Origin of the sequence: Gimesia chilikensis, from assembly GCF_008329715.1 — a bacterium.
GTDB classification, from domain to species: domain Bacteria; phylum Planctomycetota; class Planctomycetia; order Planctomycetales; family Planctomycetaceae; genus Gimesia; species Gimesia chilikensis.
In genome coordinates this window covers 576,199-600,988 of the sequence record NZ_VTSR01000032.1, presented here as the reverse complement: position 1 = coordinate 600,988, position 24,790 = coordinate 576,199, and the positions used below count along the sequence as shown (strand labels likewise).

24 protein-coding genes are annotated in these 24,790 nt (G+C 54.8%); 9 read left to right on the top strand and 15 right to left on the bottom strand.

The window, feature by feature from the left end:
• Positions 1-25: 25 nt before the first annotated feature.
• Positions 26-1,396 carry a TlpA disulfide reductase family protein gene (locus FYZ48_RS27210; protein WP_149345635.1) on the bottom strand — a complete coding sequence of 457 codons (1,371 nt, stop codon included), beginning with the start codon at positions 1,394-1,396 and terminating at the stop codon, positions 26-28.
• Between the two features lie 122 nt (positions 1,397-1,518).
• On the opposite strand from FYZ48_RS27210, the gene FYZ48_RS29400 reads away from it, so the two are divergent.
• The gene (locus FYZ48_RS29400) at positions 1,519-1,662 is read left to right on the top strand and encodes a hypothetical protein (RefSeq protein WP_187782249.1); all 144 of its coding nucleotides are present in this window, start codon (positions 1,519-1,521) and stop codon (positions 1,660-1,662) included.
• Here FYZ48_RS29400 and nagB read toward each other — a convergent pair.
• Complete coding sequence (nagB, locus tag FYZ48_RS27205) at positions 1,659-3,557, bottom strand: glucosamine-6-phosphate deaminase (protein WP_149345634.1); 1,899 nt, start codon at positions 3,555-3,557, stop codon at positions 1,659-1,661. The genes FYZ48_RS29400 and nagB overlap by 4 nt on opposite strands.
• A 214-nt stretch (positions 3,558-3,771) precedes the next feature.
• On the opposite strand from nagB, the gene FYZ48_RS27200 reads away from it, so the two are divergent.
• Positions 3,772-4,539 carry a PIG-L deacetylase family protein gene (locus tag FYZ48_RS27200; RefSeq protein WP_145039822.1) on the top strand — a complete coding sequence of 256 codons (768 nt, stop codon included), beginning with the start codon at positions 3,772-3,774 and terminating at the stop codon, positions 4,537-4,539.
• 57 nt (positions 4,540-4,596) lie between these two features.
• On the top strand, positions 4,597-4,764 hold the full coding sequence (locus FYZ48_RS29395; RefSeq protein WP_155362858.1) for a hypothetical protein: 168 nt from the start codon (positions 4,597-4,599) through the stop codon (positions 4,762-4,764).
• 62 nt (positions 4,765-4,826) lie between these two features.
• Here the strand turns inward: FYZ48_RS29395 and FYZ48_RS27195 are convergent, their stop codons facing one another.
• From FYZ48_RS27195 to FYZ48_RS27175, 5 genes are all read right to left on the bottom strand, one after another.
• Positions 4,827-6,197 (bottom strand): MFS transporter, encoded by a 1,371-nt coding sequence (locus FYZ48_RS27195; protein ID WP_187782248.1) that lies wholly within the window; start codon positions 6,195-6,197, stop codon positions 4,827-4,829.
• 28 nt (positions 6,198-6,225) lie between these two features.
• A complete protein-coding gene (locus FYZ48_RS27190) occupies positions 6,226-7,140 on the bottom strand; it encodes a dihydrodipicolinate synthase family protein (RefSeq protein WP_149345632.1) in 915 nt (304 codons plus the stop codon).
• Positions 7,141-7,203: 63 nt separating this feature from the next.
• Positions 7,204-8,589: an alkaline ceramidase gene (locus FYZ48_RS27185; protein WP_149345631.1), complete on the bottom strand. Its 1,386-nt coding sequence runs from the start codon at positions 8,587-8,589 to the stop codon at positions 7,204-7,206.
• 69 nt (positions 8,590-8,658) lie between these two features.
• Entirely contained in the window at positions 8,659-9,837 is a 1,179-nt protein-coding gene (locus FYZ48_RS27180) for an enolase C-terminal domain-like protein (RefSeq protein WP_149345630.1), read from the bottom strand.
• Between the two features lie 169 nt (positions 9,838-10,006).
• Positions 10,007-11,275, bottom strand: coding sequence for a tetratricopeptide repeat protein (locus tag FYZ48_RS27175; RefSeq protein WP_149345629.1), 1,269 nt, complete (start codon positions 11,273-11,275; stop codon positions 10,007-10,009).
• A gap of 238 nt (positions 11,276-11,513) precedes the next feature.
• On the opposite strand from FYZ48_RS27175, the gene FYZ48_RS27170 reads away from it, so the two are divergent.
• From FYZ48_RS27170 to FYZ48_RS27150, 5 genes are all read left to right on the top strand, one after another.
• Entirely contained in the window at positions 11,514-12,755 is a 1,242-nt protein-coding gene (locus FYZ48_RS27170; protein ID WP_149345628.1) for a serine hydroxymethyltransferase, read from the top strand.
• Between the two features lie 18 nt (positions 12,756-12,773).
• The gene (hisD, locus tag FYZ48_RS27165) at positions 12,774-14,150 is read left to right on the top strand and encodes a histidinol dehydrogenase (protein ID WP_149345627.1); all 1,377 of its coding nucleotides are present in this window, start codon (positions 12,774-12,776) and stop codon (positions 14,148-14,150) included.
• A gap of 1,416 nt (positions 14,151-15,566) precedes the next feature.
• Positions 15,567-15,923 (top strand): hypothetical protein, encoded by a 357-nt coding sequence (locus FYZ48_RS27160; RefSeq protein ID WP_149345626.1) that lies wholly within the window; start codon positions 15,567-15,569, stop codon positions 15,921-15,923.
• Positions 15,924-15,950: 27 nt separating this feature from the next.
• On the top strand, positions 15,951-16,271 hold the full coding sequence (locus tag FYZ48_RS27155; RefSeq protein WP_145183479.1) for a hypothetical protein: 321 nt from the start codon (positions 15,951-15,953) through the stop codon (positions 16,269-16,271).
• Between the two features lie 156 nt (positions 16,272-16,427).
• The gene (locus tag FYZ48_RS27150) at positions 16,428-17,366 is read left to right on the top strand and encodes a hypothetical protein (RefSeq protein ID WP_149345625.1); all 939 of its coding nucleotides are present in this window, start codon (positions 16,428-16,430) and stop codon (positions 17,364-17,366) included.
• Positions 17,367-17,415: 49 nt separating this feature from the next.
• Here the strand turns inward: FYZ48_RS27150 and FYZ48_RS27145 are convergent, their stop codons facing one another.
• From FYZ48_RS27145 to FYZ48_RS27115, 7 genes are all read right to left on the bottom strand, one after another.
• Positions 17,416-17,673 (bottom strand): DUF6899 family protein, encoded by a 258-nt coding sequence (locus FYZ48_RS27145; protein WP_149345624.1) that lies wholly within the window; start codon positions 17,671-17,673, stop codon positions 17,416-17,418.
• A gap of 3 nt (positions 17,674-17,676) precedes the next feature.
• Positions 17,677-18,333: a hypothetical protein gene (locus tag FYZ48_RS29390; protein WP_187782247.1), complete on the bottom strand. Its 657-nt coding sequence runs from the start codon at positions 18,331-18,333 to the stop codon at positions 17,677-17,679.
• An 80-nt stretch (positions 18,334-18,413) separates the two neighbouring features.
• Entirely contained in the window at positions 18,414-19,556 is a 1,143-nt protein-coding gene (locus tag FYZ48_RS27135) for a type I restriction endonuclease (RefSeq protein ID WP_149345622.1), read from the bottom strand.
• Positions 19,557-20,080: 524 nt separating this feature from the next.
• Positions 20,081-20,545 (bottom strand): hypothetical protein, encoded by a 465-nt coding sequence (locus FYZ48_RS27130; RefSeq protein WP_149345621.1) that lies wholly within the window; start codon positions 20,543-20,545, stop codon positions 20,081-20,083.
• 10 nt (positions 20,546-20,555) lie between these two features.
• Positions 20,556-21,440 (bottom strand): hypothetical protein, encoded by an 885-nt coding sequence (locus FYZ48_RS27125; RefSeq protein WP_187782246.1) that lies wholly within the window; start codon positions 21,438-21,440, stop codon positions 20,556-20,558.
• Between the two features lie 165 nt (positions 21,441-21,605).
• Positions 21,606-22,013 carry a hypothetical protein gene (locus FYZ48_RS27120; RefSeq protein WP_145183461.1) on the bottom strand — a complete coding sequence of 136 codons (408 nt, stop codon included), beginning with the start codon at positions 22,011-22,013 and terminating at the stop codon, positions 21,606-21,608.
• Between the two features lie 92 nt (positions 22,014-22,105).
• Entirely contained in the window at positions 22,106-22,798 is a 693-nt protein-coding gene (locus FYZ48_RS27115; protein WP_149345620.1) for a DarT1-associated NADAR antitoxin family protein, read from the bottom strand.
• Between the two features lie 851 nt (positions 22,799-23,649).
• Here FYZ48_RS27115 and FYZ48_RS27110 point away from each other — a divergent pair.
• Positions 23,650-24,123, top strand: coding sequence for a VOC family protein (locus tag FYZ48_RS27110; RefSeq protein ID WP_149345619.1), 474 nt, complete (start codon positions 23,650-23,652; stop codon positions 24,121-24,123).
• Between the two features lie 115 nt (positions 24,124-24,238).
• On the opposite strand, the gene FYZ48_RS27105 is transcribed toward FYZ48_RS27110, so the two are convergent.
• Complete coding sequence (locus FYZ48_RS27105; protein WP_145440536.1) at positions 24,239-24,547, bottom strand: cyclic-phosphate processing receiver domain-containing protein; 309 nt, start codon at positions 24,545-24,547, stop codon at positions 24,239-24,241.
• Positions 24,548-24,790: the final 243 nt, after the last annotated feature.

Genomic DNA, 24,790 nt, shown 5'->3' with positions numbered 1-24,790 from the left:
TGTTTTTTAATAAGCTTGAAAGACGCTACTGGGCACTCGCCTGAGTTTTCTTTCTCAGCAGTGATCGCAGAGGCTCTTCCAGCTGCTTCACATCGGAAGTAACCACTTCGGTAACCCCTGTGTGATCCACCAGCATCATCATCGGCACGCTACGTACGCCGTAGTGCAGTGCAGCCGGGTTGTTCCAGCCCCGCTTGTCACGAGCTGAGTAGAAGATCTGACGCCAGTCGAGTGGTGACTTCTCCTGGAAAGCATCGATGGCTGGTTCTTCCAGGTCCAGGTTGACGCCTACGATTTCAAAACCGTATTTGCGGTACTTCTTGGAGAGAGCCTGAATCTCAGGCAGCTGTTCAATAAAGGGCTTGGCAGTTGTCGCCCAGAATACGACCAGCACCACGCTCCCTTTGTAATCGTCGATGGAGACATAACCACCTTCAATGGTCTCTCCGGCCAGCTGAATCGGCTGTCCTTTCAGCTTCAGACGACGAGACAGACCAGCGACCTGTGCGGTCTCATTACTTTTGGGAAACTTAGTTTCCAGATCGAGACAGCAGTCCAGGGCTGACTGATTCAATCCGTACAGCTGACAGGTTTCTGCAGCGGCCTGCAACATCTGTGGTGCCCGGATATTTTCCTGGGGAAAACGCGTGGCGAACAGACGAGCCTGCTTGACGAACTCTTCAATCCAGCGCGGGTCCTGCTGAGCAAAACGCTGTGCACTGGTATTCGCAAATTTCGCAACGGTGAAGCCAGCTTCCGCAGCGGAAGGAGAATTCGGATCGCGTTTAAAGAGAGACTCAGAATGATCGTAAAGAGCGTCGATACTTTCCTGATCTCCCTGCAATGCCAGCTGTAAATGGGCATCCAGCAGATGACGGATACAGACGGTAAACAACCGCTGTTTTTCTTTGACAGCGTGTGTCTGCTTTACGGCTTCCATCGCCAGTTGAATGATTTTCTGATTGCGGGCAGCACGAGCCTGCTTCAGTTCTTCAACGTTGTCAGTTTTCGGCAGGGCCAGTACACGCAAACGCGTGATCTCGCGTACGTTCCATTCGGCCGAACCTTCCTTCAGCTCGGAAATCTTGACTTCCTCATCGGCCAGTGACTCATCGTCACCGTCCAGATCGTCCATATCGCGCTTATCACGTTCCAGGCTTGCCGTCTGAATCGCATTCGCATTTGGCTTGAGTGCAGGACCGGTTTGTGAAACCTGAGTAATTTTGGCACTCGGCGTTTTCTGGAGAGGCTTTGCATCGGCCGGAGCCGCTTCCAGCTTGCCGTCCAGTTTATTGTCTGCCGTCTGTGGAGCAGGGGATTCTCCGCCACCACAACCGAATTGAGTCAGCGATAACAGGCCCGCTGCTATCATCATGATACCGTGTCGATGCCTCATGATCTGGGGCTCTCCTTCCTTTGAGAGTCGGTAGTATCTGTCGAACCGGGGACGGGGGTATTTCGGATTCAGAACTGAGCCGTTCCCTCGGCATTATCGAAAGTCAAAACACTGAATGGGGCGTGTTTTACGACAAAATCCACTTTGAAGGCAAGACGAAGCTGGAAAAAATTACAATCCACGTCCGTTTTAAAGCAGGTTTCCTGTCAGCAATCCCTTTCCAGGGAGCAGCTGTCAAACTCGCCTTCCTGCGCAGTCTGCCTTAGAGCTCACCGTGATACTGCTTGAATGCTTCAATCGCAAAGTATTCGGGCAGGCCCAGCTGATTGTAAATCTTTGCTGTATTTCGGGTTCGGTCCTCTGCACGCACCCAGAATTCACGTTTATCGCTTCCCGGGTAAAAAGCACTGTCTTTCTGTGACTCATGCTTGAAGATCGCCTCCCGCTTTCGCAGCACCACTTCAGGGCTCAGTGGAACAGCCCGCTCAATTTCGTGCGGTTCGTACTCTTCCCAGGCACCACGGTACATCCAGAATTCGGGAGTGATTTCTTCAGACTTAACCACATCTACGGCATTGATCACCGCTTCGGCACAGACGCGGTGCGTACCATGCGGATCGGAAAGGTCTCCAGCCACATAAATCTGGTGCGGCCGTACTTCGCGTAACAGATCGGCGACGATCGCAATGTCATCTTCCCCAATCGGCTTCTTCGAAACCTGTCCCGTGTTGTAGAAGGGGAGGTCCAGGAACCGCAGATGTTCTTCCGGTACTCCCGCTGCCTGGGCTCCCGCAGTCGCTTCTGTTTTGCGGATCAGTCCTTTGATTCCCAGCATCTCGGCATTATCCAAGTCACCCGCATTCTTGCTGGCGATGCTCTCTTTCAAGGCTTCGATGTGGGACAGAACCTTAGTGTCGTCGGCATGGAACAGTTTGTGGAATTCATGCACAAAATCCAGGTGCCGCAAAGCATCGTGATCGAAGACGGCGATATTTCCACTGGTCATATAGGCGATGTAAACTTCATGTCCCTGATCAGCCAGCGTGATTAAAGTCCCGCCCATCGAAATTACATCATCGTCCGGATGGGGACTGAAGACGATCACCCGCTGGGGCTCGGTTCCCGCAGGCCGAGTACAGATACCTTCCAGAAGTCCGTCGAATACCCGTTGACGAATCTGAGCCACGGAACCGTACTTGTGGATCAGCTGATGCAGGTGGTTGTGCAGGAAATCGTCAGTTTCCAGTTTCAGAAGAGGCTTGCCGACTTCGTTGGAGAGCCAGATGACGGCTTTCTTCTCCAGCTGCGAGGTCCATTCAATATTTCCGACGATCCAGGGAGTTTTCACCGCAGTCAATTCAGCGGCAGCCGCATTGTCGACTACGAACAGAGAGTTTGCATGGGTTTGCAGGAAGCTGGCGGAAACCTCATCAGTGACTTCCATTTCCGCCGCCCGCTTAACCACCGACGCCTTATGTTCCCCCAGCGCCATGATGATAATCTTCTTGGCCGAGAGAATACTCCCAACCCCCATCGTAATCGCATGATGGGGCACGTTGTCTTCGCCAAAGAAGCCGCTGGCCGCATCGCGACGGGTAATCGGATCGAGGTTGACCAGTCGCGTGAGACTGTTTCGCGCACTTCCAGGCTCGTTGAACCCGATATGACCGGAGCGACCAATACCCAGTAGTTGCAGGTCCAGACCACCGTAACTCTCGATCAGACGCTCATACTCTTCACAGAAAATGTCGACGTCTTCAGCGGCAATATCACCACGGGGGATATGAATATTTTCCTGTTTCACATTCACATGATCGAAGAAATTCTCATGCATGAACTTGTGATAGCTGTGGATCGAGTCCGGATCCATGGGCCAGTATTCATCCAGGTTGAACGTGATCACGTTCGAGAAATCCAGGCCTTCTTCGTTATGCATCCGGATCAGTTCGCGATAGACGCCCAGCGGAGTCGAACCGGTCGGAAGTCCCAAGACCGCTGGGATATTCTGTTCATTCTTTTTGCGAACCAGATCCGCAACAACAGAGGCCACAAACTTCGCCAGATCGGAAGAGGTCTCAAAAATCTGAGTAGGGACTTTCGTGTGCCTGACAAATTTGGATTTCGGTGTAATGCGTGCAGAGCGTGAGATATCAGTGGCCATCAGACAATATTGATCCGTTAAGAAAAGAACTCCAGATGTAAGTCGCCAGCCGGATCACAATAAAACCTCGCGCCATCCGGGACAACTCAAAAAATGTAGTCACACGAACACTAGCCCTGTATACGTGCTTTTTTAATCAATCTTTATTATAACTATCTCCACGAAAAGCTCACTACCAATTGTTAGACCTAAATACAGAGAGAAAGAAATTTTCATGGCAAATCAGGCAGAATCTCTGCGAATTCTTGCGATTCACGCCCATCCAGACGATATCGAAATCCAGTGCGCGGGTACTTTGGCCCGGCTGAAAAACCTGGGATGTCATATTACCATGGCCACCATGACCGCCGGTGATTGCGGTAGTGCAGAAATGGGACCGGTTGAAATTGCCAACGTCCGTCGAGCCGAAGCGCAGAAAGCAGCCGATATGCTCGGGGCGGACTACATGTGCCTCGAATTTCGGGACCTCGCGATCATTGTCGACAACGAATCCCGCCGGCGGGTCACTGAAGCAGTGCGCAAAGCCCGGCCGGACATCGTCTTAACGGCTCCCCCAGTCGACTACATGAGCGATCACGAAATGACCAGTCGTCTCGTGCGCGATGCCTGTTTCGGTGCGTCAGCGCCCAACTACACCACTCACGAAATTCAGCCAGCTCCGCCTACGGAAAAAATTCCGCACCTGTATTATGTTGATCCGATCGAAGGTTGCGATTATTTTGGAAACCCGATCGAACCGCAGTTTATCATCGATATTTCCGAAACCTTTGATCTGAAGATTAAAATGCTGGCCTGTCATGAAAGCCAGCGGGCCTGGTTAAGAAAACAGCACGGTCTGGACGAATACCTTGATGGCACCGAGCGCTGGTCCGCTTCCCGTGGCGAACAGATCGGTGTAAAATACGGCGAAGCCTTCGTACAACACTGCGGCCATCCATACCCTCACAGCAATCTGCTCAAGGAATTGCTGGAGAGTAAATAACCAACCTCACTCACCCCATTCAACAGTAAAACCCCATTCAACAGTAAAGCTGACAAGATGAACGAACCCGCTAAACAGGAACTGCCTTACACCGAGTCAGAAATCGAAACCATGGCTTCGGAAGACGCCAAAGCAGGGCGTTTTCTCACCAAGATGATGGTCTTCACCTTCTGCTATACCATCTTCGTCGGTGCCTATGTCATCTACTGGAGTCTGCAAAACTGACTGGCAGATGCCTCCGCAGATAAACCAACTCGCTCTGATCGGAGTCCCCGGTCAGAGTTTTTTTACGTCTGTGCTGCTTCCCGTTTTTCTTTAAATACGGTTCCATTCGGATTGAGCAGCATCCAGCACAACGCGGCACTCACATAAATGCCCGCCATCAGAATCAGCACTGATTCATACCGTCCCGCATCAAACATCGCCCCCACCACAACCGGGAGCAGGGCAGCTCCCAGGTTGCCCATCATATTCATCATCCCAAAGATCGGCGCCACATGCTGGCCCCCTTTATCGATCGTCACCGTGTAACCGCAGGCGCCCCCCAGACCCGCAAAGAACATGCTGATCGAAATCAACGTCATCGCCAGATTCATCTCTTTCACAAAATAGGCACACAGCGTACACAGCCCGCAGCCCAGCATGGCGACAATCGCGACTCCCTGTCGACTCCAGCGACGGCTCCCGGTTCGTTGCAGCACCAGATCCACCACGATCCCCCCCAGAAAGTTCCCCACCACGAATGTCAGCAGCGGAAGACTGGTGAGGATGCCGGAAGAGGCCAGGCTGATATCCCGCGCCTTCTGCAGATACACGGGAAACCACGTCATATAGAAAATATTCCCGGCCGCCCGGAAAAACTGCTGACCACAGATCATCCACATCGAAAAGCTGGTCAAGATCTGCCCCCAGGGTGTCGGCTCGGCATGTGTTTCCTTTGGAACATCCTTTGTCTTTTCTTCAGGCGTCTCCGACTCATCCCCTCGAATAAGATGTAACTCGGCCGGATTCACCGCTGGATGATCTTCAGGACGATCACGGAACCAGTAATAAAACACGACCGCCCACATAAAACTCGGCACCGCGCAGAGATACATAATCGTCCGCCAGGAAAGTCCCGGTATATCGATGCCATTCCCGTGAATCCCCGCCAGCAGCAGACCGATGCTGAACGCTCCAAAAGCACTGCCGATCGACATGAAACTGCCCAGCAGACCACTGGCCAGACCACGTCGGGCATGGGGTAACCACTTCGAAATCGTACTCGCACAACAGGGGAAGATCCCCGCCTGCGAAATACCAAAAATCAACCGCACGCCAATCAGCATCCAGAACCCGGTTACCATTCCGGTCAGCGCCGTTGCAATTGACCACAGGACGGCAAACACGGTCAGCGATCGTCGCGTGCCCCACACATGGGCAATCCAGCCACTCGGAATCTGTGACAGTGCATAGCTCCAGAAAAAGGCACTCATCACCCAGCCCATCTGCGTCTGAGTGATATCAAGCTCTTCCTGGATCAGTTTGGCGGGCACCGAAATCGCATTCCGGCTGATGTAGGCCACCGCTGCCACCAGGCACAACAGTGTCAGTACCAGAAAGCGGGCACGCGTCGGTGTTCCATACGAAGTCAGTTTCGGCTCGTCCTGATCAGTCACAGAGATCGTCCCTCTCGGCTGGAGTGTCTTACTCGTCTGCTAACGCCTGCATCAATAGATCAAACAGTCGATCCACTTCCGCCTGTGTTTCTTCATCCAGATCCCACGCATGCGGCGTGCAGCGCTGCGCCGAAGTAAAGATTCCCCGCTTCACCAGCAGGTATTTCTCAATCGCCAGAAACCCATCCAATCCCGCCTGTAACTGCAGCGCCACCAGTGCACTGATCGGAAACGAAATCCGATAGGTCGCCTTGTCATCTCCGGCCCGTAGCGCATTCCACAGTGCCACGATTCCATCCAGCAGATCCACGCCCGGCATCGTCCCCGTAATTCCCCGCCGATACGCATCCACCAGCAGAATCCCACCCGAACCGTCATAGATCAGTGCCTGCCCCTCCGTCGCATCGCGGAGTGCCGACAGGTTCGGACCAATGGGAGACGCTTCCGGCTTGAACCGGATTTTTTCCGCGCCGAACTCATCCAGCAGTCGACGGTAAAAGTCGATGGAAATCGCGTTCCCCACATAAGAAGACGCATCCTGTACGATCAGGGGCAGGGCACACTCACGTGCGATCGTCGCGAAATAATCCCACAGCGCCGCTTCCGGAATCGCCGTCGTCACCGGGGGGATCGCCATCACCGCATCGCAGCCCGCCTCTTCAGCCTGTCGTGCATAGACCAGTGCCTGACGCGTGCTCTCCGCTCCCACGCTGGCGACGACCACGCCGCGACCTTTTGACAGTTCAGCCATCAGCCGCGTGAGTTCCCCGCGTTCCTCGTAGGTCAGACGCAGTACCTCCGAAACCATCGCCCCACAGACACCGTCTGCTCCCACTTCATAACACCAGTCGATCTCTCGCGCCAAAGCGTCCCGATCAATCGTCTCGTCCTCCAGGAGCGGCGTATGCAGTACCGGCAGCACTCCTCGAATCATTCCGGGCATGGATCTGTTCTTTCTGCTAAGTCTGTCAGTTTCAAATTTTCAGGTCGCGTCTCTTATCGTCACTCAGTCCTGGATGATCTCTTCAATCGCCTCGGTCATCCCCGCGATCAGCTTTTCCAGCCCGCCCCGGGCAAACGGCGTCTGCCACACCTGGTATAGATCCAGATCATATAGTTCCTCCGGCGTCAGATATCCGGTCGTTCCGTTGATCAGGTTCAGACAGACAATCGTCCGCTCGGGAAACCGCTCTCGCAACGTTCGCTGCAGAATCGAATACGCTTCGGTCGGGCTTCCTACCAATATCGTATCCCCCATTCGCCAGACCCAGATCGGCAGCTCTAAAGTATCGCCGTCTCCGATCCCGCGACGAATATTCCGCCTGCGCCTGAGACGTTCCTCCAGCGCCCGATCGGTACATTCCTGTCGCTGCTGCTCCAGTTCGTCCGCGGTCGGCCAGTCTTTGATCTGCATCTCCACGGTGACTTTCTTGCGCTTCAACAGGCTGACCGGCGTCACCAGGGCATGCTTCCACACCGCCAGCGGTGCACCTGATTCCATTACGCCCTTGTAAGCCAGACGCGTGCCCGGAGGATCCATGTTCTCCAGCGTGGCCAGCGCCGCATACGCGAGTTGTCTCCCGTGACGATCCGCCACCGTAGGATCGCCCACGTACTGATACCGCGGCGCAAGCTCTCCCGATGCCCCCTGCATGAACAGGGCAGGGACCCCCAACGTCTTCTGAATCGTCTCGCGCATCGCTCCGGGATAATCGGGCGAGATCGCCGTATTCTCCCACGCCAGCGTCGTCGGATGACAGGCGTAATTCACGATCACCGCCTGCAGCCCGCCCTCCAGATCGCTGATTCGTCCGACCACCAGCGTATCGTCAGCGGGCTCGTCCGGATTCCAGCCACAGATCAATCGCTCCCCGTCCGGGTCGGGCAGATCCCGCATCCCCGCCAGTTCGCAACGCCCGGTCTTCCATTCCACCACCGCCTCGGTCGCGTTTTTCATCGCCTGCAGCGTGACCTTGACCGACGCTTCGTAGACCTGCTCCAGGAACTCCGCCAGCATGTCACTCGCCGGCAGATCGGGATCGGGGTCCGTCAACGGAGGTGACGCATGCGTATGCGTGACGCCGAAAATCAGCGAAGCCTCGTCCAGTTTGAGCGTCTCCAGCAACCTTGACTGAAACCGGCGAAACGTCGGCAGCGAGCGCCACCACCCCAGGTCCCCGTCCAGAAACACCGCCGGCTGCTGGGAATCGGTTTCGCAAAGTACCAGCGCGTTCAATGTCAGTTTACGATGGATCCAGTCCGCCACGTCGTGTTTCGCGGCCCCCCAGTTCCGGGCATAGATCCCCACCGGCGGGGTGATGTCCACCGTCGCCACTCCGATCCGTCCCCGAAAGAACGCCTCTGTTTTCGCCGCTAAAGCTCGTTCACTCATCTTCGCCTCCGCTTTCCGATGGAGCGCTGCTGCCAGTTTGAATCGTCCGCTGTCTTGACCTGCTTTGGCTTACCAGTCGCCGATGGCCCCGTCCTGGTAGAAGACTCGCTGCACCGTTTCCTGTTCGAACGGATGCTTTTTGACCTCATCCTCGTTGATCGAAATCCCCAGGCCCGGCTTCGTGTTCGGCTTCACTGTTCGCGTCGCAGGATCGATCTCGAAACCTTCCTCAACCACATCCTGACGCCAGGGCACGTCTTCGTGCACCGACTCACAGATGATGTAGCTCGGCTGCGAAAATCCAAATTCCAGCGACGCCGCCGTACTCACCGGCCCTTGTGGATTATGCGGCGCCAACGCGATCCGGTGCGCGTCTGCCAGCGCTGCGATCCGCCGCGCTTCCGTGAACCCACCACAATGAGTCAGGTCCAGCTGACAGATCTCGCAGCCCCGTTTCTCGAACAGATCCCGGAACGCCGCCAGATGCGTCAAACGCTCTCCCGTCGCGATCGGTGTCGTCACCGCCGCGTTGATCCGCGCCAGGCTCTCGATCGATTCCGGCCAGCACGGCTCCTCGAAGAAATACAGTCCATACGGATCCAACGCCTGCGCGAACTGCAGCCCCATCGCCGGTGAAGGGCGGGCATGGCAGTCGACCATGATGTCAATCTCGTCTCCCACCGCTTCCCGCATCGCTGCGACACAGTCATCGGCCGCTTTGACAGGCTTCAGACCTTCAATCGGCATCGTGGGTGGCACCGCCATCGACTTGAACGCCGTGAACCCGTCCGCCACCGCCTGTTGCGCCAACTCTGCGAACTGGGCCGCATTGTCGGTCGACGTCTGGTAGAACGACTCCATATTGCCGCCACCCAGATGACAGTACAGCCGGATGTAATCCCGCACCGGGCCGCCCCACAACTGATGACAGGGCACCCCGTGAATCTTCCCCAGGATGTCCCACAACGCCAGATCGATCCCGGCAATCGCCGTCGACCGCGTGACGCCACTCCCGTGCCAGAAGTGCTGGCGCCACATCATCTGCCACAGATATTCCACCCGCCGGGGATCTTCGCCGATCAACAGCTGGGACAGATCCTCGATCGTCCCCACGATCCCCCGCGTGTGCCACTCCAGTGTCGCTTCACCCCAGCCGAACAGTCCAGGCTGATCGGTGATCACTTTCACAAACACCCAGTTTCTCATCCGGGCGTGACACACCAGTGTCTCGATGCGTTCGATTTTCATCCGGTTCGGTTTCCCATCTGCAGAAGTTTTATTTTGGCGTCAAAATAACAACATACTCTGCGGGCGACCGGGAAGCAAGCCAGAGGACTCCCGAACCAGACACGATTTTCCCGATCGGCGCAGCAGCGACAAGTCCAGTCTGTACTGTCGTTTCGCTATCACCACCGCGTCAGGGGAACGTCAGGTCCTCATCGTCGTCTTCGAATTCCTCCAGCCGCTGCCGTGCCATATCCGCCCAGGGGCCCATTTCGTCGAATTCGAGATAAATCTTCCAGTGAGGCACCGCTTCTTCCACGCGGTTCAACTGGTGCAAAACTTCCGCGGTATGCAGATGCGCGTCGGGATAGTCGGGGTGAACCTGCAGCGCGATCTCAAACGCCTGCAGCGCCGCTTCGGGATCGCCCAGCTCGTTATGCAGACAACCCAGCTGCGTCCACGCTTCGATGTAATCGTGATCCCACTCCACCGCCACGTAATACCGCTCGAGCGCTCCCTCCGTGTTTCCCTTCAGATACAGCGCCTCGGCCAGATGCAGATGCGTTTCCGGCACATCGGGTTGCCCCAGCAGTGACAGTCGGAACGCCTCGATCGCAGGCTTCGCTTCTCCCGCGTCCAGGTACTGGCAGCCTTCCTGGAACCATTCTTCCGCACTCCGGTCCTTCACCTCGGGCGTCTTCAGGTGCTCGGTGAACTCAATCGTCCCCTCGAACTCCTCTTCGCCCGCCAGCTCGGGAACTTCGGTCTCTTCCGTACCAAAGTCGAACACCCGCTGTCCCTGTTTGGGATCGATCAGACCCCGCTCATCTTTCAGCAGCAGCTGTGCGTCCTGTGACAGCAGCGTCAGCTGCGAGAGCGGGGCATCGATCTCGTTGAAGACCTTCCCCAGGTGCTGCAGGCTTTCTTCCAGCTCCCGCGGATGCACGCCCGATTCCAACAGCTGCGACAGTCTCCGCACGCTCGCCACTTCCTGGAAGGAAAAGTAGGGGAGTCGGAAAATCTTCCGCACCGGCTTAATCAGTCCCTGGCGTTCCCATCTGCGGATGGTCCCCACCGGGATATTCAGCATCTGTGTCAGCATCGCGGGTGTATAAAGCTGATCCATATTCACGCCGGGATCGCGGAGTTCGATCAGCGCCAGCCAGTCCGATTCCTTGATGATCCGGATCGGCGTCCCTTCCTGAATCAGTTCCTGGGCCTGGCTCAGATTAACGGAAGGCGAACCGTCCGCTTCCAGCGGCCAGCCCTCTTCACCCACCACCAGCAGCGTCGTCGAACGACTCACATGCTGGGCCGCCTGACCGCCGTGCTGCTCGACGAACTCCCACGCCTTGTGGTGTGTCATGGAGGCGAGCGTACCGGTAAAAACCACACGCTCTCCCTGTAGCGCCGGCGAGCCCTGCAGCAGTTGATCAGGTTGTTCTTCTTCTGTCTCAGCCATAGTCTCAGTAATACAGAATTTCTTCATAAATATCGAGAAAAAAGGGGGTTATCAGATGCGAGTTTCAAAATATCATACCCCCAGGAGGTAAACTTTCCTTGAGGATACTGATACGCGAATCCGTTGGGTAGCTTTCAGGCCGATCCTTCATTATAAGGGAGCAAAATAAGTCTTTTTCCTGCTCAGGGTACTGTTTGTACCCCGAATTTTGACAATACATCCATGGGAGTTGATTGGAATGTCCGTGCTCGAGTCGAATGACCCCGAAATCTGGAACCTGATTCAGGCTGAAGCCAAACGTCAGAAAGACGGTCTGGAACTCATCGCCTCTGAAAATTACACCAGTGCTTCGATCATGGAAGCAGCCGGCTCGATCCTCACGAACAAATACGCCGAAGGCCTCCCCGGACGTCGTTACTACGGCGGTTGTGAAAACGTCGACGTCATCGAAAACATCGCCCGCGACCGGGCCTGCAGCCTCTTCGGTGCCGAATACGCCAACGTCCAGCCGCACTCCGGTTCCCAGGCCAACATGTCCGTCTACTTCACCGTCCTCAAACCAGGCGACACCTTCCTGGCGATGGACCTCGCACACGGCGGTCACCTCACCCACGGCATGAGCCTCAACTTCTCTGGTTCGCTCTATAACCCCGTCCCTTACGGCGTACGGGAAGACAATCACCAGATCGACTACGATCAGGTCGCCAAACTGGCCCGCGAACACAAACCCAAAATGATCATAGCCGGTGCCTCCGCATACCCCCGCGAAATCGATCACCCCAAGTTCGCAGAAATCGCCGCTGAAGTCGGTGCCGTCCTGATGGTCGACATGGCTCACTATTCCGGCCTCGTCGCTGGTGGCGTGCACAACAACCCGGTTGAAGTCGCCGACTTCGTCACCTCCACCACCCACAAAACACTCCGTGGACCCCGGTCCGGCTTCGTCCTCATGAAGAAGAAGTACGCCAAAGACCTCAACCGCGAAGTCTTCCCGGGTATCCAGGGGGGACCGCTGGAACACGTCATCGCCGGTAAAGCCGTCTGCTTCAAAGAAGCCGCTACCGACGACTTCAAAGCCTACGCCCGGCAGATCGTCGCCAACGCGAAGACCCTCGCCGATGCCCTGATGGCCGGCGGCATCAAGCTCGCGTCCGGCGGAACCGACAACCACCTGATGCTCTGCGACGTCACCTCCATCGGCCTCGCTGGTAAAATCGCTGAAGAAGCCCTCGACAAGGCCGGCATCACCGTCAACAAAAACATGATCCCCTACGACCAGCGCAAGCCCCTCGATCCCAGCGGGATTCGCATCGGGACCGCCGCACTCACCACGCGCGGCATGAAAGAAGACGAGATGAAAAAGGTCGGTGCCTGGATCCTCAAAGTCCTCGGCGCCCCCGAAGACGAAGCGACCATCAGTGCCGTCAAAGGGGAAATCGAGGAATTCGCTCAGAACTTCCCCGTGCCCGGCATCGCGTAACAGACAGAACTCTGACTCATGACACAGCACAGCGATCTTGATATCACGACCATCGACTGCACCCGCGACGATGCCACCGCACTTTTCAGCGAACTCCGTGAGAAGCTGAGCCCCCGCGGCAACGTCGTCTCCGAAGCCGGTCGTCAGCGGACCATCGAACTGTTCGGCGAACCTCTCTCTCCGCAGGAGGTCGTCGAACGGATCTGTAACGATGTCCGCGACAAAGGCCTCGACGCACTCCTCGATTACTCGGAAAAGCTCGATCGCAAGCAGCTCACCCCCGAGACCATGCGTGTCTCGGCTGAGGAACTCCAGGAAGCCCACGCGAAGGCCGACCCCGAGTACCTCGCTACGCTGCGTCGCATTCGTGAGAACATCATCGAGTTCCAGTCGGCTCTGCTGCCGGACGACGTCAAAGTCCTCCGCGAGGCAGGGGAGTCCCGCGTCGAACTCCGCCAGCGGTACCTCCCCCTCAAACGGGTCGGTGTCTGTATTCCCGGCGGCGCCGCCGCGTATCCTTCGACCCTGCTGATGACCGCGGTCCCCGCACAGACCGCAGGCGTGAAAGAGATCGTCGTCGTCGTGCCCCCCACCGATTTCGGGGGCTATAACACCGACATCCTCGCCGCCTGTCAGGAACTGGGCATCACCGAAATCTACCGTGTCGGCGGCGCCCAGGCGGTAGCCGCCCTCGCGTACGGCGTGGAAGGCATGGAACGCGTCGACAAAATCGTCGGCCCCGGCAACCTGTTCGTGGCCCTCGCCAAACGTCACGTCTTCGGTGAAGTCGATATCGACAGCATCGCCGGCCCCAGTGAAGTCATCGTCCTCGCCGACGAAACCGCCAACCCCGAGTTTGTCGCCAGCGATCTCATTTCTCAGGCCGAGCACAGCCCCGGGTCCGGCGTCCTCATCACCTGGCACGCACCGCTGATCGAAGCCGTCCGCACCGCGCTGATCAACCAGCTCAATGAACTCCCGCGCGGCGACCTCGCCCGCCAGAGTCTGCTCGACTACGGCGCGCTGATCCTCGCCCGCGACGAAGACGAAGCCGCCCGCTACACCGACCTGCTGGCCCCCGAGCACCTGCACATCTCGACCGCAGACCCCGATCAGCAGCTCGCCAAAATCCAGAACGCCGGCGCCATCTTCATGGGACATTTTACTCCCGTCGCGACCGGCGACTACTACGCCGGCCCGTCGCACGTGCTCCCCACCGGAGGCACCGCCCGCTTCGCCAACGGCCTCTGTTCGATCGACTTCCTCAAACGCTCCTCGGTGATCTACTACAACCAGGAGGGTCTGCAAAGCGACGCCCCCGGCATCACGCTGCTGGCCGAAAAGGAAGGCCTCACCGCCCACGCCGCCAGCGTCACGATCCGCCTCAAGGACTGAAGCGTTTTCACCTGAAGACCCGGAACTGAAAACCGCTGCGCACTGCACAAACTGGACTGGAACCGCGCCCGCCGATCCGTATGTTGTTTGAAATCTGGCTCGCGCGCGAGACACCTGTCTGAGCACCGGCACAAGCTCCACCAGTGCCTTAGCCCCACCTGAACAGCCACCGGTTTTCACCACATCTCCACCTGACCACAGCGCACCAGTGCCCGATGTTCCCCGGACACAGGCGGACAGATTCCGGCCGGACCAGGACAAATTCCACGCCACACCAGGACAAAATCCGGCCACATCGGGACAAAATTTTGTCTTGACTCCCCCACGCCCATCCAGAAGATAACCCCCATCAACGGAACCCCCAACGATGATGAGATCCGCAGCAACAACCGGGCGCAGTAACCCGCTCCAGCCATCCACACAATCAAACCAACCCATGAGCGGCACGACGCCAGCCGCCGGAAACAACCAAAGCATCAGCAAAACTCCTCCATGAATAACGGGTAGGCCCGAATGTAATTCGGGCCGAGCGCAGCGAGCAGGAAACCAACAGTGCAGAGGAAGGATCCTTAAACAGCATTCAATACAATTCACGTAGGGGCGGACCCACGTGTCCGCCCGCCGCGCGACTCCCCACCAGTTCATTCCCCCCAATGGCACAACAGAGCCCGCACACCAACCTTGAGCGGCAAGGCCCCAGCCGCCGGTAAACGACTCCACAACAGACAACGAAATCCTCCGTGACCAGACCAACTTCTCAATTGCAGGGGTGGCCCCGCGTGTCCACCCGCAAGCGCGACGAACATCAAGTCTTGAAGCACGAACCTGATCCTGCAGCCCCATGCAGCCGAACAGGAACCTGCGCTCCCCGCCAGGCGGGCGGACACATGGGTCCGCCCCTACCCGACAACGAGCCAGAGAACAACCGGTCCGCACCAACACGAACCAGAAAATCATACAGATCGGCACAGAGCAGGGGAGCTGAAAACAAAGCACCAGCCAGCATCCATCCACCTGTAAATACCACAACCAGCCCAGGTCACCCCCCAAAACCAACCCCAGCCAACGAACAAAAATTCTGACACACCGACCGCAGTAGAGATCAAAGTAGGGGCGGACCCATGTGTCCGCCCGCCTGGCGACACCCCACCAACTCATCCCCCCAATGGCACAACAGAGCCCCCACCAACCCTGAGCGGCAACGCCCCAGCCGCCGGTAACAAACAAACCACCAGCCAAAACACCTCACCATGAAAAACCCGTCCCCCAGAACAAAATCAGCCCCAACCAAACCGGGCAGGAGCCCCAGAAACCTAAACCCCGGCACAATCCCCCACTCAACGATTCAAAAACACCAGCGGTGCTGTTACATTGAAGCAAGCAGGCAAAGCACAAGACAACAGCAGGAGCAGAACCATGTCACAACACGGGCCCTTCGAAATCTGGGTAGAACTGGAAGCCATCACAGACGGCACCTGGAAAGAGGACGTGGAAGATCAATACTGCAACGCGATCATCGAATACGAAAACGGCGACCGCATCGGCCTCAACATCTGGAGCGAAGCCCTGTTCAACCGCTGCCCCACAGAACTGTTCTGGTATGACAACAAAATTGCTGATGGCCCCGACTTGATCATCAAAGACTTTTCCATCGAGTCCATCAAAGCGACCCTCAGCCAGCTCATCACAGAAGATAACTGGCTCATCGGCCGCGGCTTTCCAGCTAATGATGAATCAGATAATTTCACTCACGAAACGCAAGTCGCTGGCTGAACACAGGACAACAGCAGGAGCAGAACCATGTCACAACACGGGCCCTTTGAGATCTGGGTAGAACTGGAAGCCATCACAGACGGCACCTGGAAAGAGGACGTGGAAGATCAGTTCTGCAACGCGATCATCAAATTCGAAAACGGCGATCGCATCGGCCTCAACATCTGGAGCGAAGCCCGGTTCAACCGCCGCCCCACGGAGCTGTTCTGGTTCAACAATAAAGTCGCCCACGGCCCCGACCTGATCGTCAAAGAGTTCACCATCGACTCCATCAAAGCCACCCTCCGCCAGCTCATCACAGAAAACAACTGGCTCACCGGCCGAGGCTTCCCGGCGAAGGAGGATTGAGGCTGTTTGATTCAATGAAATAAACGATTCATCGAGCGAAGCATGAAGGCATCACGTATCAACGATCAACAGTATTGCCTATTCAACACTTGGCAGCTAACGTAAGAAGCAGACTTAGATTTAGGCTTCCATCTATTCATATTTGGAAATATAAGAATGTCATCAATTCCTGAACCATCTGCATATTTTCTTAATGTCCCTCTTTATGATTCTTTTGACATCTCTGATTCTATAATAAGCGCAGAAGATGCAATGAAGTTTCTTGCCATCGAGTGCTTTAGTGGAACGATAGATTCATACTGCATCGAGTGTGGCTCAGAGTCAATCTTTTCCGCATCCTCAAACAACAACCCATATATCACAGATTTTCATGAGGGAGGAATTGAAAAAATAGAAATAAATATCTCACGTCTAAAACCTAACGAGTATTACAATTTCCCAACAATTAACAGCGCGAACCCATTAAAAGCGATCAATCATGTAGAGTTCCCTCATCATTTCCAAAACATCTTCAAATGTAGTAGAGATGAGAATCATTTGATGATTTTCAATTCGATTTCCAACGGCAAAAAGTTACAGAAAATTGGACAATACCCCTCTATCGCAGATCTTCATTTACCAAGTTTAAATAAATACAAAAAGATCTTAAGCAAAGATGATCTTTCAGAGTTAAAACGAGGAGTTGGACTTTCTGCTCATGGTGTCGGAATTGGTGCGTGCATATACCTTCGAAGACTATTTGAAAAACTTATCAATGGTGCATTTTCAGAAGCACTCCTATCAGGAGATACAATAGACCAAGAAATATTTTTCAAATCACGAAAAACTGAGCAAATAGATGTATTAAAAAACTATTTACCAAAGTTGCTCGTTGAGAACAAAAAAATGTATGGAATACTGAGCAAAGCAATTCATGATCTATCAGAAAGTGAATGCCTCAGAATGTTTCCGATATTATTGAATGGGATTGAACTAATTTTAGATGAGAAGTTGACCAAAGTTGAGAAGGATAAAAAGGAATCAGAAACAAAAAGACTGATTCATCAGCTAACAGGTAAAATCGATCAATCATCGAAAAAAACAAAGAAGAATTAATCGATTGATTCTCACCAAAAGAAAGAAAACAGATGCAATGTGTATAAATCTATTTTAATACATCATAAACATCACCAGAGGATGCAATCTTTTCATCTTCATAAGGCGCTGCAATACGGCGATATAATTCCAGCTTAGCGCATTCCAAGACACCAATAGCTTCATTGATGTGAGTGTACCGTAATCCGCCTTTATCAATCAGGTATTGGTCAACCAGACAGGAAATCAAATAATTTAATTCGCCTGGTGTTTCGGCTTTTGCTCCATTCGCAAGTCTTTCTCGAGCCTCTTTATCTATATAAGGCATGATCTACTCCTCTTGTATTATTGGCTTTTTGGCTTCGACCGGTTTCTCTATGTCAGATGATTTTGCCTTTGCCTTCATGTTATCTAATATCTGTGAAGGAGCACTATTTTCGTTCATAATCAAACTTGGTTTGCGTGCCAGCATTATAAATCCGCATAGACAAACTACATATATAGCTTTTATCAAAAACGAATGTCTAATTAGAAAACATCTCCCTTGATCATTCGTTATAAGTTTTAACTCAATATCACTTCGATATGAATCAAAAGATTCGATTTTCTTAAGGCTCTTTCTTCCTACATCCACTAACTGCGCATTTCGAAATTCTAACAGTAAAAAGATGATCGATATGAAACAACCTAAGAATTCCAAAACTTTGGTTAAATCATGGGTTCCATTTTCTGCTGACTTTAGAAGAGCAACAGCGAGTATACCTAGAAAGATTAAAAAATATCTAAACGCCAACAGCCTCTGTGCTGCATGATACTCAAACCATTTCCAAGCATATTCCAGGATTTTATCTTCGGGAATATTACCAGCACCAGCACCAGCACCAGCACCAGCACCAGCACCAGCACCAGCACCAGTTCCAGTTCCAGTTCCAGTTCCAGTTCCAGTTCCAGTTCCATGTGCTGTATTATCGATCCCGTCTACCGTCATATGACTCCCCCTATATTTTCTTGAGATCTGTCTCAAAAGAATTTTCAAAATAGTGAATCACAACCAATACGCTTAAGGGATCATTCCATGATGTCTGAATTCATCATTGGATTTTCCCCTCCACCAGCCACCTCCTCAACTTCAGCCTTCCCACCCTCATACTCCCCAATCACAGCCTTCAGCCGTTCTGAGTGTTTGAAGATATCATCCACGCAATCAATCTCGACCTTATCTTCATTCTTGTTCGTGAACAGGCCCAGGTATTTCTGTGAGTGGTTGAACCGCAGGCGGCAGATCGGCTTGCGGTTGTTGTCGTCCAGCAGTATGCCGCAATAACTTTTCGTGTCGCGCATCGTCACGCGGGCTACGTCGACCACTTCCCGCAGAATCGCCTTAACGACGTTGAAGCCGTCCAGTTCTTCCTGCGTGGTTTCGATACCGTCGCGGGCTGAAGCGTCGTCGCCGTTCTCTTCGTCGTCGAACAGATCCTCACCACCGCCTTCACCTGAGTTCGCAGACAGGGCCGTCTTCAGACGCTCGTTGATCCGCTCGTTAATGAACTGTGATCGCGCGTCTTTCACGATCTTCGTGAACTGCTCTATCACCTGCTGCGTCAACCGGCCGTCATACACCTGCGACGCGAAGAACCGCACGAACTCTTCAGACGGTGCCTTGAGTTCCTCCTCCAGAATCTTCTTGATCGCCCCCGCGTACTTGAGCGTGCTGGCGGTCGTCAGAATGTCGTCCAGCGAAAACGCCGACTTCGTGAACTTTTTGAGTTCGTTGATCTGGTGATCTTCGAAGTGCAGCATGTTGAAGACGAAGAAGGGCTTCGAATCCATTTTGTTCGGCTCGTCGATGTCCGAGTAAAACTGGTATTCGATGCCGTTGGTCAGAATCGCAAACCGGGCCGACGTCACCGAGAAATACCGGAAGAGCTGTGAAGCGTGCACCTTGTCCAGATCGGCCCCCGACCATTTGCATTCGACCAGGATAATGATCTGCTCATCCTTCTTGATCGCGTAATCGACTTTCTCCCCCTTCTTGATGCCCACGTCTGACGTGAACTCCGGGATCACCTCCAGCGGGTTGAACACGTCGTATCCCAACGCACTGATGAAGGGCATCACGAACGCGTTCTTCGTCGCCTCCTCGGTCTGGGTGTATTCCAGTTGTTTGGGAATCCGGGCAGCAATTTCTTTCATCCGATCGATCAGATCCATCGTTCCTCCATTCAGCGCACAAAAAGAACCGGGATAACCTGCCTGCAGAAAGGGGGGCACTCCGGCCCGAAATCGAACCGGAGTGCCAGAAGAGGGGTTACTCGTGCGTGCCGGGAGTGCTCGTGCCTAATCACTTACACAAACACTCCCAGGCAGGCCCGCACAACTAAACATTATGTCAGATATGATCAATACGTCAACAATATTCATGCAAACAGACCTGCTTTTCGACTGAACAGACCACAAAACCCAGGCAAAACAGAGGGCAGGGCGGCTCTCAGGCAGGCTGACGTTGATAATAAAACCGCCACCAGAGGGCGCTGATGCAGGCGCTGACACTGTACCAGAGAATATCCAGCGGATCGCCGGTGACTCCCGGTGATGTAGAGGCGAACTGCGGGAACAGGATTTCGTACTGAATCGACCAGACCAGCAGCGGCAGCAGAATCTCATACAGTTCCGGCGGCCCGTTATGCGGACGGGCTCTGCATCCTCAGCCAGATACGCCCCCGCTAGTGAAAGAGTTACTGTCCGGTCTGGCTGTTCGATTTCGGAACAGGGGCATTTCGTTGTGTGACAGTTCTTCCCGGATATTTTGTGGTGACTTGACCATCCTGCTCGAAAGTTGAACTGTAGTCAAAGCTGGTCCAGGCGACATTTCTGACAGGCAGGATCGTGTTAACGCGCATTCCATCCGGAAACCAGAGCCGGACGGTGGCATCTCCGTCAGTATTCGGTCGGGGAATGGTGATCTGCCCACCCTCGTCGGTGATCAACGTTTTCCTATCTAGAACATTATCATCAGCAATCACAACGTCCATCTTCAAACCGGCGACCGGCTGACCATCTTCAAGAAACGTCAAAGTCAGCTTCCAGGGCCAGAGCGCCCACACCAGCAGCCCGGCCAGGATCAGCAGGCAGGCGGCTCCAGTCAGATATCGTCGGTGCAGATTTCCCATTCGCGGGGAAGTTTTCACTTCAGTTGACATAACTGTTCCCTCACCGCATTGGACGGCCGGCGATCAGTGCCAGGTCTTCGCCGTACCAGGTCAATACCCGGCCGGCGGCTTTCACTTCGGCAGGAAGACCCCGGATGAAGAGTTGCCGCTTTCTGTCTACAGTCGCGAAATACCAGTTGAAGGTCGTATGGTAGTCGGGGGTGTACCGCGGCGAATGAACGCGGTTGTTCGTATACAGCACCAGGTCTTTCTGATCCTTGGAACGAAAGACAGCCAGCCGCTGCACGCGGGTGAACTGCAGGTTCCAGTACTTGCGGTTCTCCGGTTTCCCCCGACCCGAGAGCACGTTATTCTGCTTCTCCGTGAAGGCGACGCGGCCGAACTGCGGGTCGAGGAAGTTGACGATCACCGTTCGCTTGTCAATTTCATACGTCCCGATCTTGCGGTCTCCATCCAGCACGAGGTTATCCGGTGTGAAGTCGCAGGTCATGTGAATGAACTTGTTCGTCCCCGGCAGAACCGCCACGAACTCCCACAAGTCGACGATCGAATCATTCAGAGAGCGGCCTGGCTTGGTGCCAATCAACGATTCACCGGCTTCCGGCGGCATCGGTGGCGGCGCGACGATTTCACTCTTCAGGGTCATATTATTCATGACCACGCGGGCGTCAATATTCCAGCCGCCAACCCAGTTCCCTTTGTAAAACGCACCGCCGGCACGCGGCTCCGCTTTACCTTCTCTGCCGAAGTCGACCGTGGTTCCCAGCAGTTTCCAGGGCAGTCCCGTACTGGTTTTGCCGTCCGACATCAGCGTCAGCCGGTTACCTTCCATATGCTTGCGATAAGTGGTAACCACTTCCCACACTGAAACAGGCTCAGCCGCCTGCGCCGAAACCATAGCCAGGCAGAACAGAACCCCTGCCATGAAACCCCGGTTCGTCCAACGAAAAACCGTTCCTGCCCCGTACATCTTCTTACCCCGTCTCAAACTGATTCGCGTATTGTGTGTCGTGTCCAAACAGAACGTTGTGAACAGACCACTATATCAGCCCGACGAGGCAAACGCAACGAGCGTACAGTAACCCAAGAATCACTCCACAGGCTTCGGCCGGGATGTTCCGTCGGCGTCGACGCGATCGGAGAAATCCGGTTTCGAACTGAGCTGGACCGGCAGGTTGTTTTCCACGACCAGTTCGATGACCCGCATCGCATTCTCGTGTGGTTCGGCAGCCGGAGCGTCCCGACCGTAGTAGACGACTCCCTGCTGCTTCTGCAGCTCGGCGAAGCGGGTGCGGACCGCTTCCAGTCCCGCGGGCTCCCCATCCATCTCGATGGTGCCATCCTCGAAGACCCAGATCTTCACAACCGGTCCTTCCGCCGCGGCAGGCGCGGTCTCTTGGGGTGCACTCGCGGCTTCCTCTGTGGGCGCTGCTTCCTGCTGACAGCCGGCCAGCCCCATTCCCAGGCTGCTCACCAGCAGCAGTATGACTGATCTCATTGCTTCTCACTTTCTGATTCGAATTTCAGGCCCGCGCTCATTTCACTATCGTGCCTGGCCGCGCTGCTGTCCAGTCACCCGACGGCCACGTCTCAGTCGAGCCCATGCTGCCGGGCCAGCAACTCATCCCGGGCCGCGTATTCGTCCTGTAGCGATTCCAGAAAACTCGCTGGTGAGGAGAGGATCGTTTCACTCTGACCGGACTCCAGGATCGACACATACAGAGCCGCGGAGTACGCCTGGCAGTTGATCGACTTCATCGGGTTGAATTCGATATCCGTAAACCCCCGGTAGCGGACCAGCGTCTCCCGAAGTCCGGACTGCTGCTCCAGGGCACTCAGGTAGAGCCAGTCATAGAAATAAGTGCGGGGCTTCAGCGGCCAGGCAGTCCCCTGAAACTCGAAGCGGAGCAGGCGTCCCGAACTCTGCAACCGCTCGTCTTTCTTGGCCTCCCGTGAGGTTCCATTGAGCAGGTCGAGAAACGGACCGCCCCGCTCAAAGACTTTGCTCCCCTGGAAAGCAGTCTCCACGGAATAGGACCTGCCACCCTCCGCGTCGGTCAACGAAAGGTGAAAGGCACTCAACGACACCCCCAGTTCCTCGGGAGACTTGCTGGAGATCTCCAGCACCGGTTCGATACCTGTTTCCCCGGCGGCGGCATGCAGGGAGTGAATCGAGCGCTGCTTCTGTGCCGTCGAGAAGCCGGGGAACCATTCGAAGTCGAGCGAACGTACCACGACTCCCGGACGGTCATCGCGGGGAACATAGACGGGGCGGACTGCCATTCAACGTGTCTCCAATCAAGTAGAGCAGGGGGGCGACTTCAGAGAAGCCATCATAGACCACACTCCCCGACACCGCCACAAACAGTCTGTTTTTCAGGCATTTTTCGTACGTGTCAGCAACAACGGGGTGCCCCTGTCGGCTCGTCCGACAGTGACTGGCAACAGACCACAGCCGGCAGGTGCGCTCACCTCAAGAACCATAAAGCGCGTGCGAAAGGACACACCTCAGACGACGCGCAAGAGCACTGCGACAACCGGCTGGCGCGGTTTTCAGAAGCGCGTCGCGACACCTTTCACGACGCGCGCGAACCATCGCCGAAAAATATTTCCTCAGAAAATTTCAAAATTGTGAACTCTGATATTTCAAATTTCCCAAAGATTGGTAATTTACGCGTCGATATGAATATCTTAGTTCATATCTGTTTCTTTAACTCCTTTTTCTGGAGATACCGAGATGGCCAAATCTACTTCTAAGATTGGGCAAACTGCCAAAAAACAAACTGGCAAAACCACAGCTGCTGCTCCTAAAACTGCCAAAGGCAAAACCAGCAAGAAGAAATAATCTTCTCGCCTGATTCTGGCAGATTGACAGCCCCCTGTTCGAAGAGTTCCTGGAACTCGAAAAACAGGGGGATTTATTTTTTGGTAGACAGAGAAGTTTCAAGCACCGCACTTTAAACCGTCCCCCATCCTGAAACCCAACCCAGGTCTCTCCGGGACAACGTCAGGGCTGTCAGCCCTCCCACTACCGTGCTCCCCGGGAAACGAATTTTTCCCAATACACGCGGGCCTCTGCTGAGTATACTGAGGGAAACAGGCATTTCCCCCGACCGGTAACAGGAGCTCAGACGATGACCGAGAAACAGCCCCACCAGATCACTGAAGTCTTTCCCTACCTCCGCACCCGGGATGCCAGTGCCGCCATCGATTTCTATCAGCGGGCGTTTGGAGCTGTCGAAGACTTTCGGCTGACCGAACCCGGCGGTCGGATTGGTCACTCGGAACTCAAGTTCGGGGCAACGACGATCATGGTCTCCGACGAGTATCCCGAGTACGGCATTCACGCGCCCCGGGAATCCACGCCGACCGGATCGGCAATCCATCTGCATGTGCAGGATGTCGACGCCATGACGCAACAGGCCGTCGACGCGGGTGCCACTCTGATCATGGAACCGGCCGACCAGTTCTACGGCGAACGTGCCGCGAAGGTTCAGGATCCCTTCGGGCACGAATGGCTGCTCGGCAGTCAGATCGAAGAGGTGTCTCCCGAGGAAATGCAGCGTCGTTTTAACGCGATGTTCGAGACAGGCGAAGAGGAGTGCTGAAGCGCCCAACGCTCGTGAACTCACTCACCTGGATCAGAAAAGGAGCAGGGGCCTCCCGAGAGAAATTTTTCATTTCCCGGCAGCCAGCGGGAGCCCCTGGTTTAAGCATCGTCTTTCAGTCTGCGCCGCAGCAACACTCGGTCAGACGCTGAATGGAACCGACAGCCGCAAGCATTCGATTACGGGCAGGCGGATTCGCGGTGTGCACTTTGATCTCTGGTGGATCGAAGTCCCGCGTCGCGACGGCTTCTTCAATCCAGAGCAGCACATCATAGCCGGTGCCGCGTTCGTCATCTCCCAGATCGTGGTCGAGACTGATCGAGCGGACTTCACCCGTTTTTAAAAATTGAATTGCTTCATCCGGCCAGCGAACCTGTCGCCAGCCCGGCGGTGCCGGTCGTTCGTCATCCAGATAGACGTTCATGAATTTTCCTTGTATTCCACATTAAGAACAGATGAATTCACAGAAAAACGATGTGAGGCCTGTATCGCAGACCTTCTGCGTAACGTGACACAAAAAATGCCTCACAGGTTCGCTGTTTTCGGGGATCACATCAGTAAACATGAATAAAAAACGCCGAATTATTAACCGAAAATTAACTTGTGGAATTCGGCTCTGATCAACTCGTGTTTTATGAAGCTAACACGTTCTTCACACACCCTTCAC

What these genes read in the sequence shown, in the direction of transcription:
- FYZ48_RS27110 (WP_149345619.1), top strand. Translation starts at nt 23,650, where the DNA reads ATGACCGAGAAACAGCCCCACCAGATCACTGAAGTCTTTCCCTACCTC.
- FYZ48_RS27175 (WP_149345629.1), bottom strand. Translation starts at nt 11,275, where the DNA reads ATGGCTGAGACAGAAGAAGAACAACCTGATCAACTGCTGCAGGGCTCG.
- FYZ48_RS27105 (WP_145440536.1), bottom strand. Translation starts at nt 24,547, where the DNA reads ATGAACGTCTATCTGGATGACGAACGACCGGCACCGCCGGGCTGGCGA.
- FYZ48_RS27155 (WP_145183479.1), top strand. Translation starts at nt 15,951, where the DNA reads ATGTCACAACACGGGCCCTTTGAGATCTGGGTAGAACTGGAAGCCATC.
- FYZ48_RS29395 (WP_155362858.1), top strand. Translation starts at nt 4,597, where the DNA reads ATGAACGAACCCGCTAAACAGGAACTGCCTTACACCGAGTCAGAAATC.
- FYZ48_RS27150 (WP_149345625.1), top strand. Translation starts at nt 16,428, where the DNA reads ATGTCATCAATTCCTGAACCATCTGCATATTTTCTTAATGTCCCTCTT.
- FYZ48_RS27115 (WP_149345620.1), bottom strand. Translation starts at nt 22,798, where the DNA reads ATGGCAGTCCGCCCCGTCTATGTTCCCCGCGATGACCGTCCGGGAGTC.
- FYZ48_RS27160 (WP_149345626.1), top strand. Translation starts at nt 15,567, where the DNA reads ATGTCACAACACGGGCCCTTCGAAATCTGGGTAGAACTGGAAGCCATC.
- FYZ48_RS27190 (WP_149345632.1), bottom strand. Translation starts at nt 7,140, where the DNA reads ATGCCCGGAATGATTCGAGGAGTGCTGCCGGTACTGCATACGCCGCTC.
- FYZ48_RS27180 (WP_149345630.1), bottom strand. Translation starts at nt 9,837, where the DNA reads ATGAAAATCGAACGCATCGAGACACTGGTGTGTCACGCCCGGATGAGA.
- hisD (WP_149345627.1), top strand. Translation starts at nt 12,774, where the DNA reads ATGACACAGCACAGCGATCTTGATATCACGACCATCGACTGCACCCGC.
- FYZ48_RS27135 (WP_149345622.1), bottom strand. Translation starts at nt 19,556, where the DNA reads ATGGATCTGATCGATCGGATGAAAGAAATTGCTGCCCGGATTCCCAAA.
- FYZ48_RS27120 (WP_145183461.1), bottom strand. Translation starts at nt 22,013, where the DNA reads ATGAGATCAGTCATACTGCTGCTGGTGAGCAGCCTGGGAATGGGGCTG.
- FYZ48_RS29390 (WP_187782247.1), bottom strand. Translation starts at nt 18,333, where the DNA reads ATGACGGTAGACGGGATCGATAATACAGCACATGGAACTGGAACTGGA.
- nagB (WP_149345634.1), bottom strand. Translation starts at nt 3,557, where the DNA reads ATGGCCACTGATATCTCACGCTCTGCACGCATTACACCGAAATCCAAA.
- FYZ48_RS27130 (WP_149345621.1), bottom strand. Translation starts at nt 20,545, where the DNA reads ATGTCAACTGAAGTGAAAACTTCCCCGCGAATGGGAAATCTGCACCGA.
- FYZ48_RS27185 (WP_149345631.1), bottom strand. Translation starts at nt 8,589, where the DNA reads ATGAGTGAACGAGCTTTAGCGGCGAAAACAGAGGCGTTCTTTCGGGGA.
- FYZ48_RS27145 (WP_149345624.1), bottom strand. Translation starts at nt 17,673, where the DNA reads ATGCCTTATATAGATAAAGAGGCTCGAGAAAGACTTGCGAATGGAGCA.
- FYZ48_RS27200 (WP_145039822.1), top strand. Translation starts at nt 3,772, where the DNA reads ATGGCAAATCAGGCAGAATCTCTGCGAATTCTTGCGATTCACGCCCAT.
- FYZ48_RS27210 (WP_149345635.1), bottom strand. Translation starts at nt 1,396, where the DNA reads ATGAGGCATCGACACGGTATCATGATGATAGCAGCGGGCCTGTTATCG.
- FYZ48_RS27125 (WP_187782246.1), bottom strand. Translation starts at nt 21,440, where the DNA reads ATGGCAGGGGTTCTGTTCTGCCTGGCTATGGTTTCGGCGCAGGCGGCT.
- FYZ48_RS27170 (WP_149345628.1), top strand. Translation starts at nt 11,514, where the DNA reads ATGTCCGTGCTCGAGTCGAATGACCCCGAAATCTGGAACCTGATTCAG.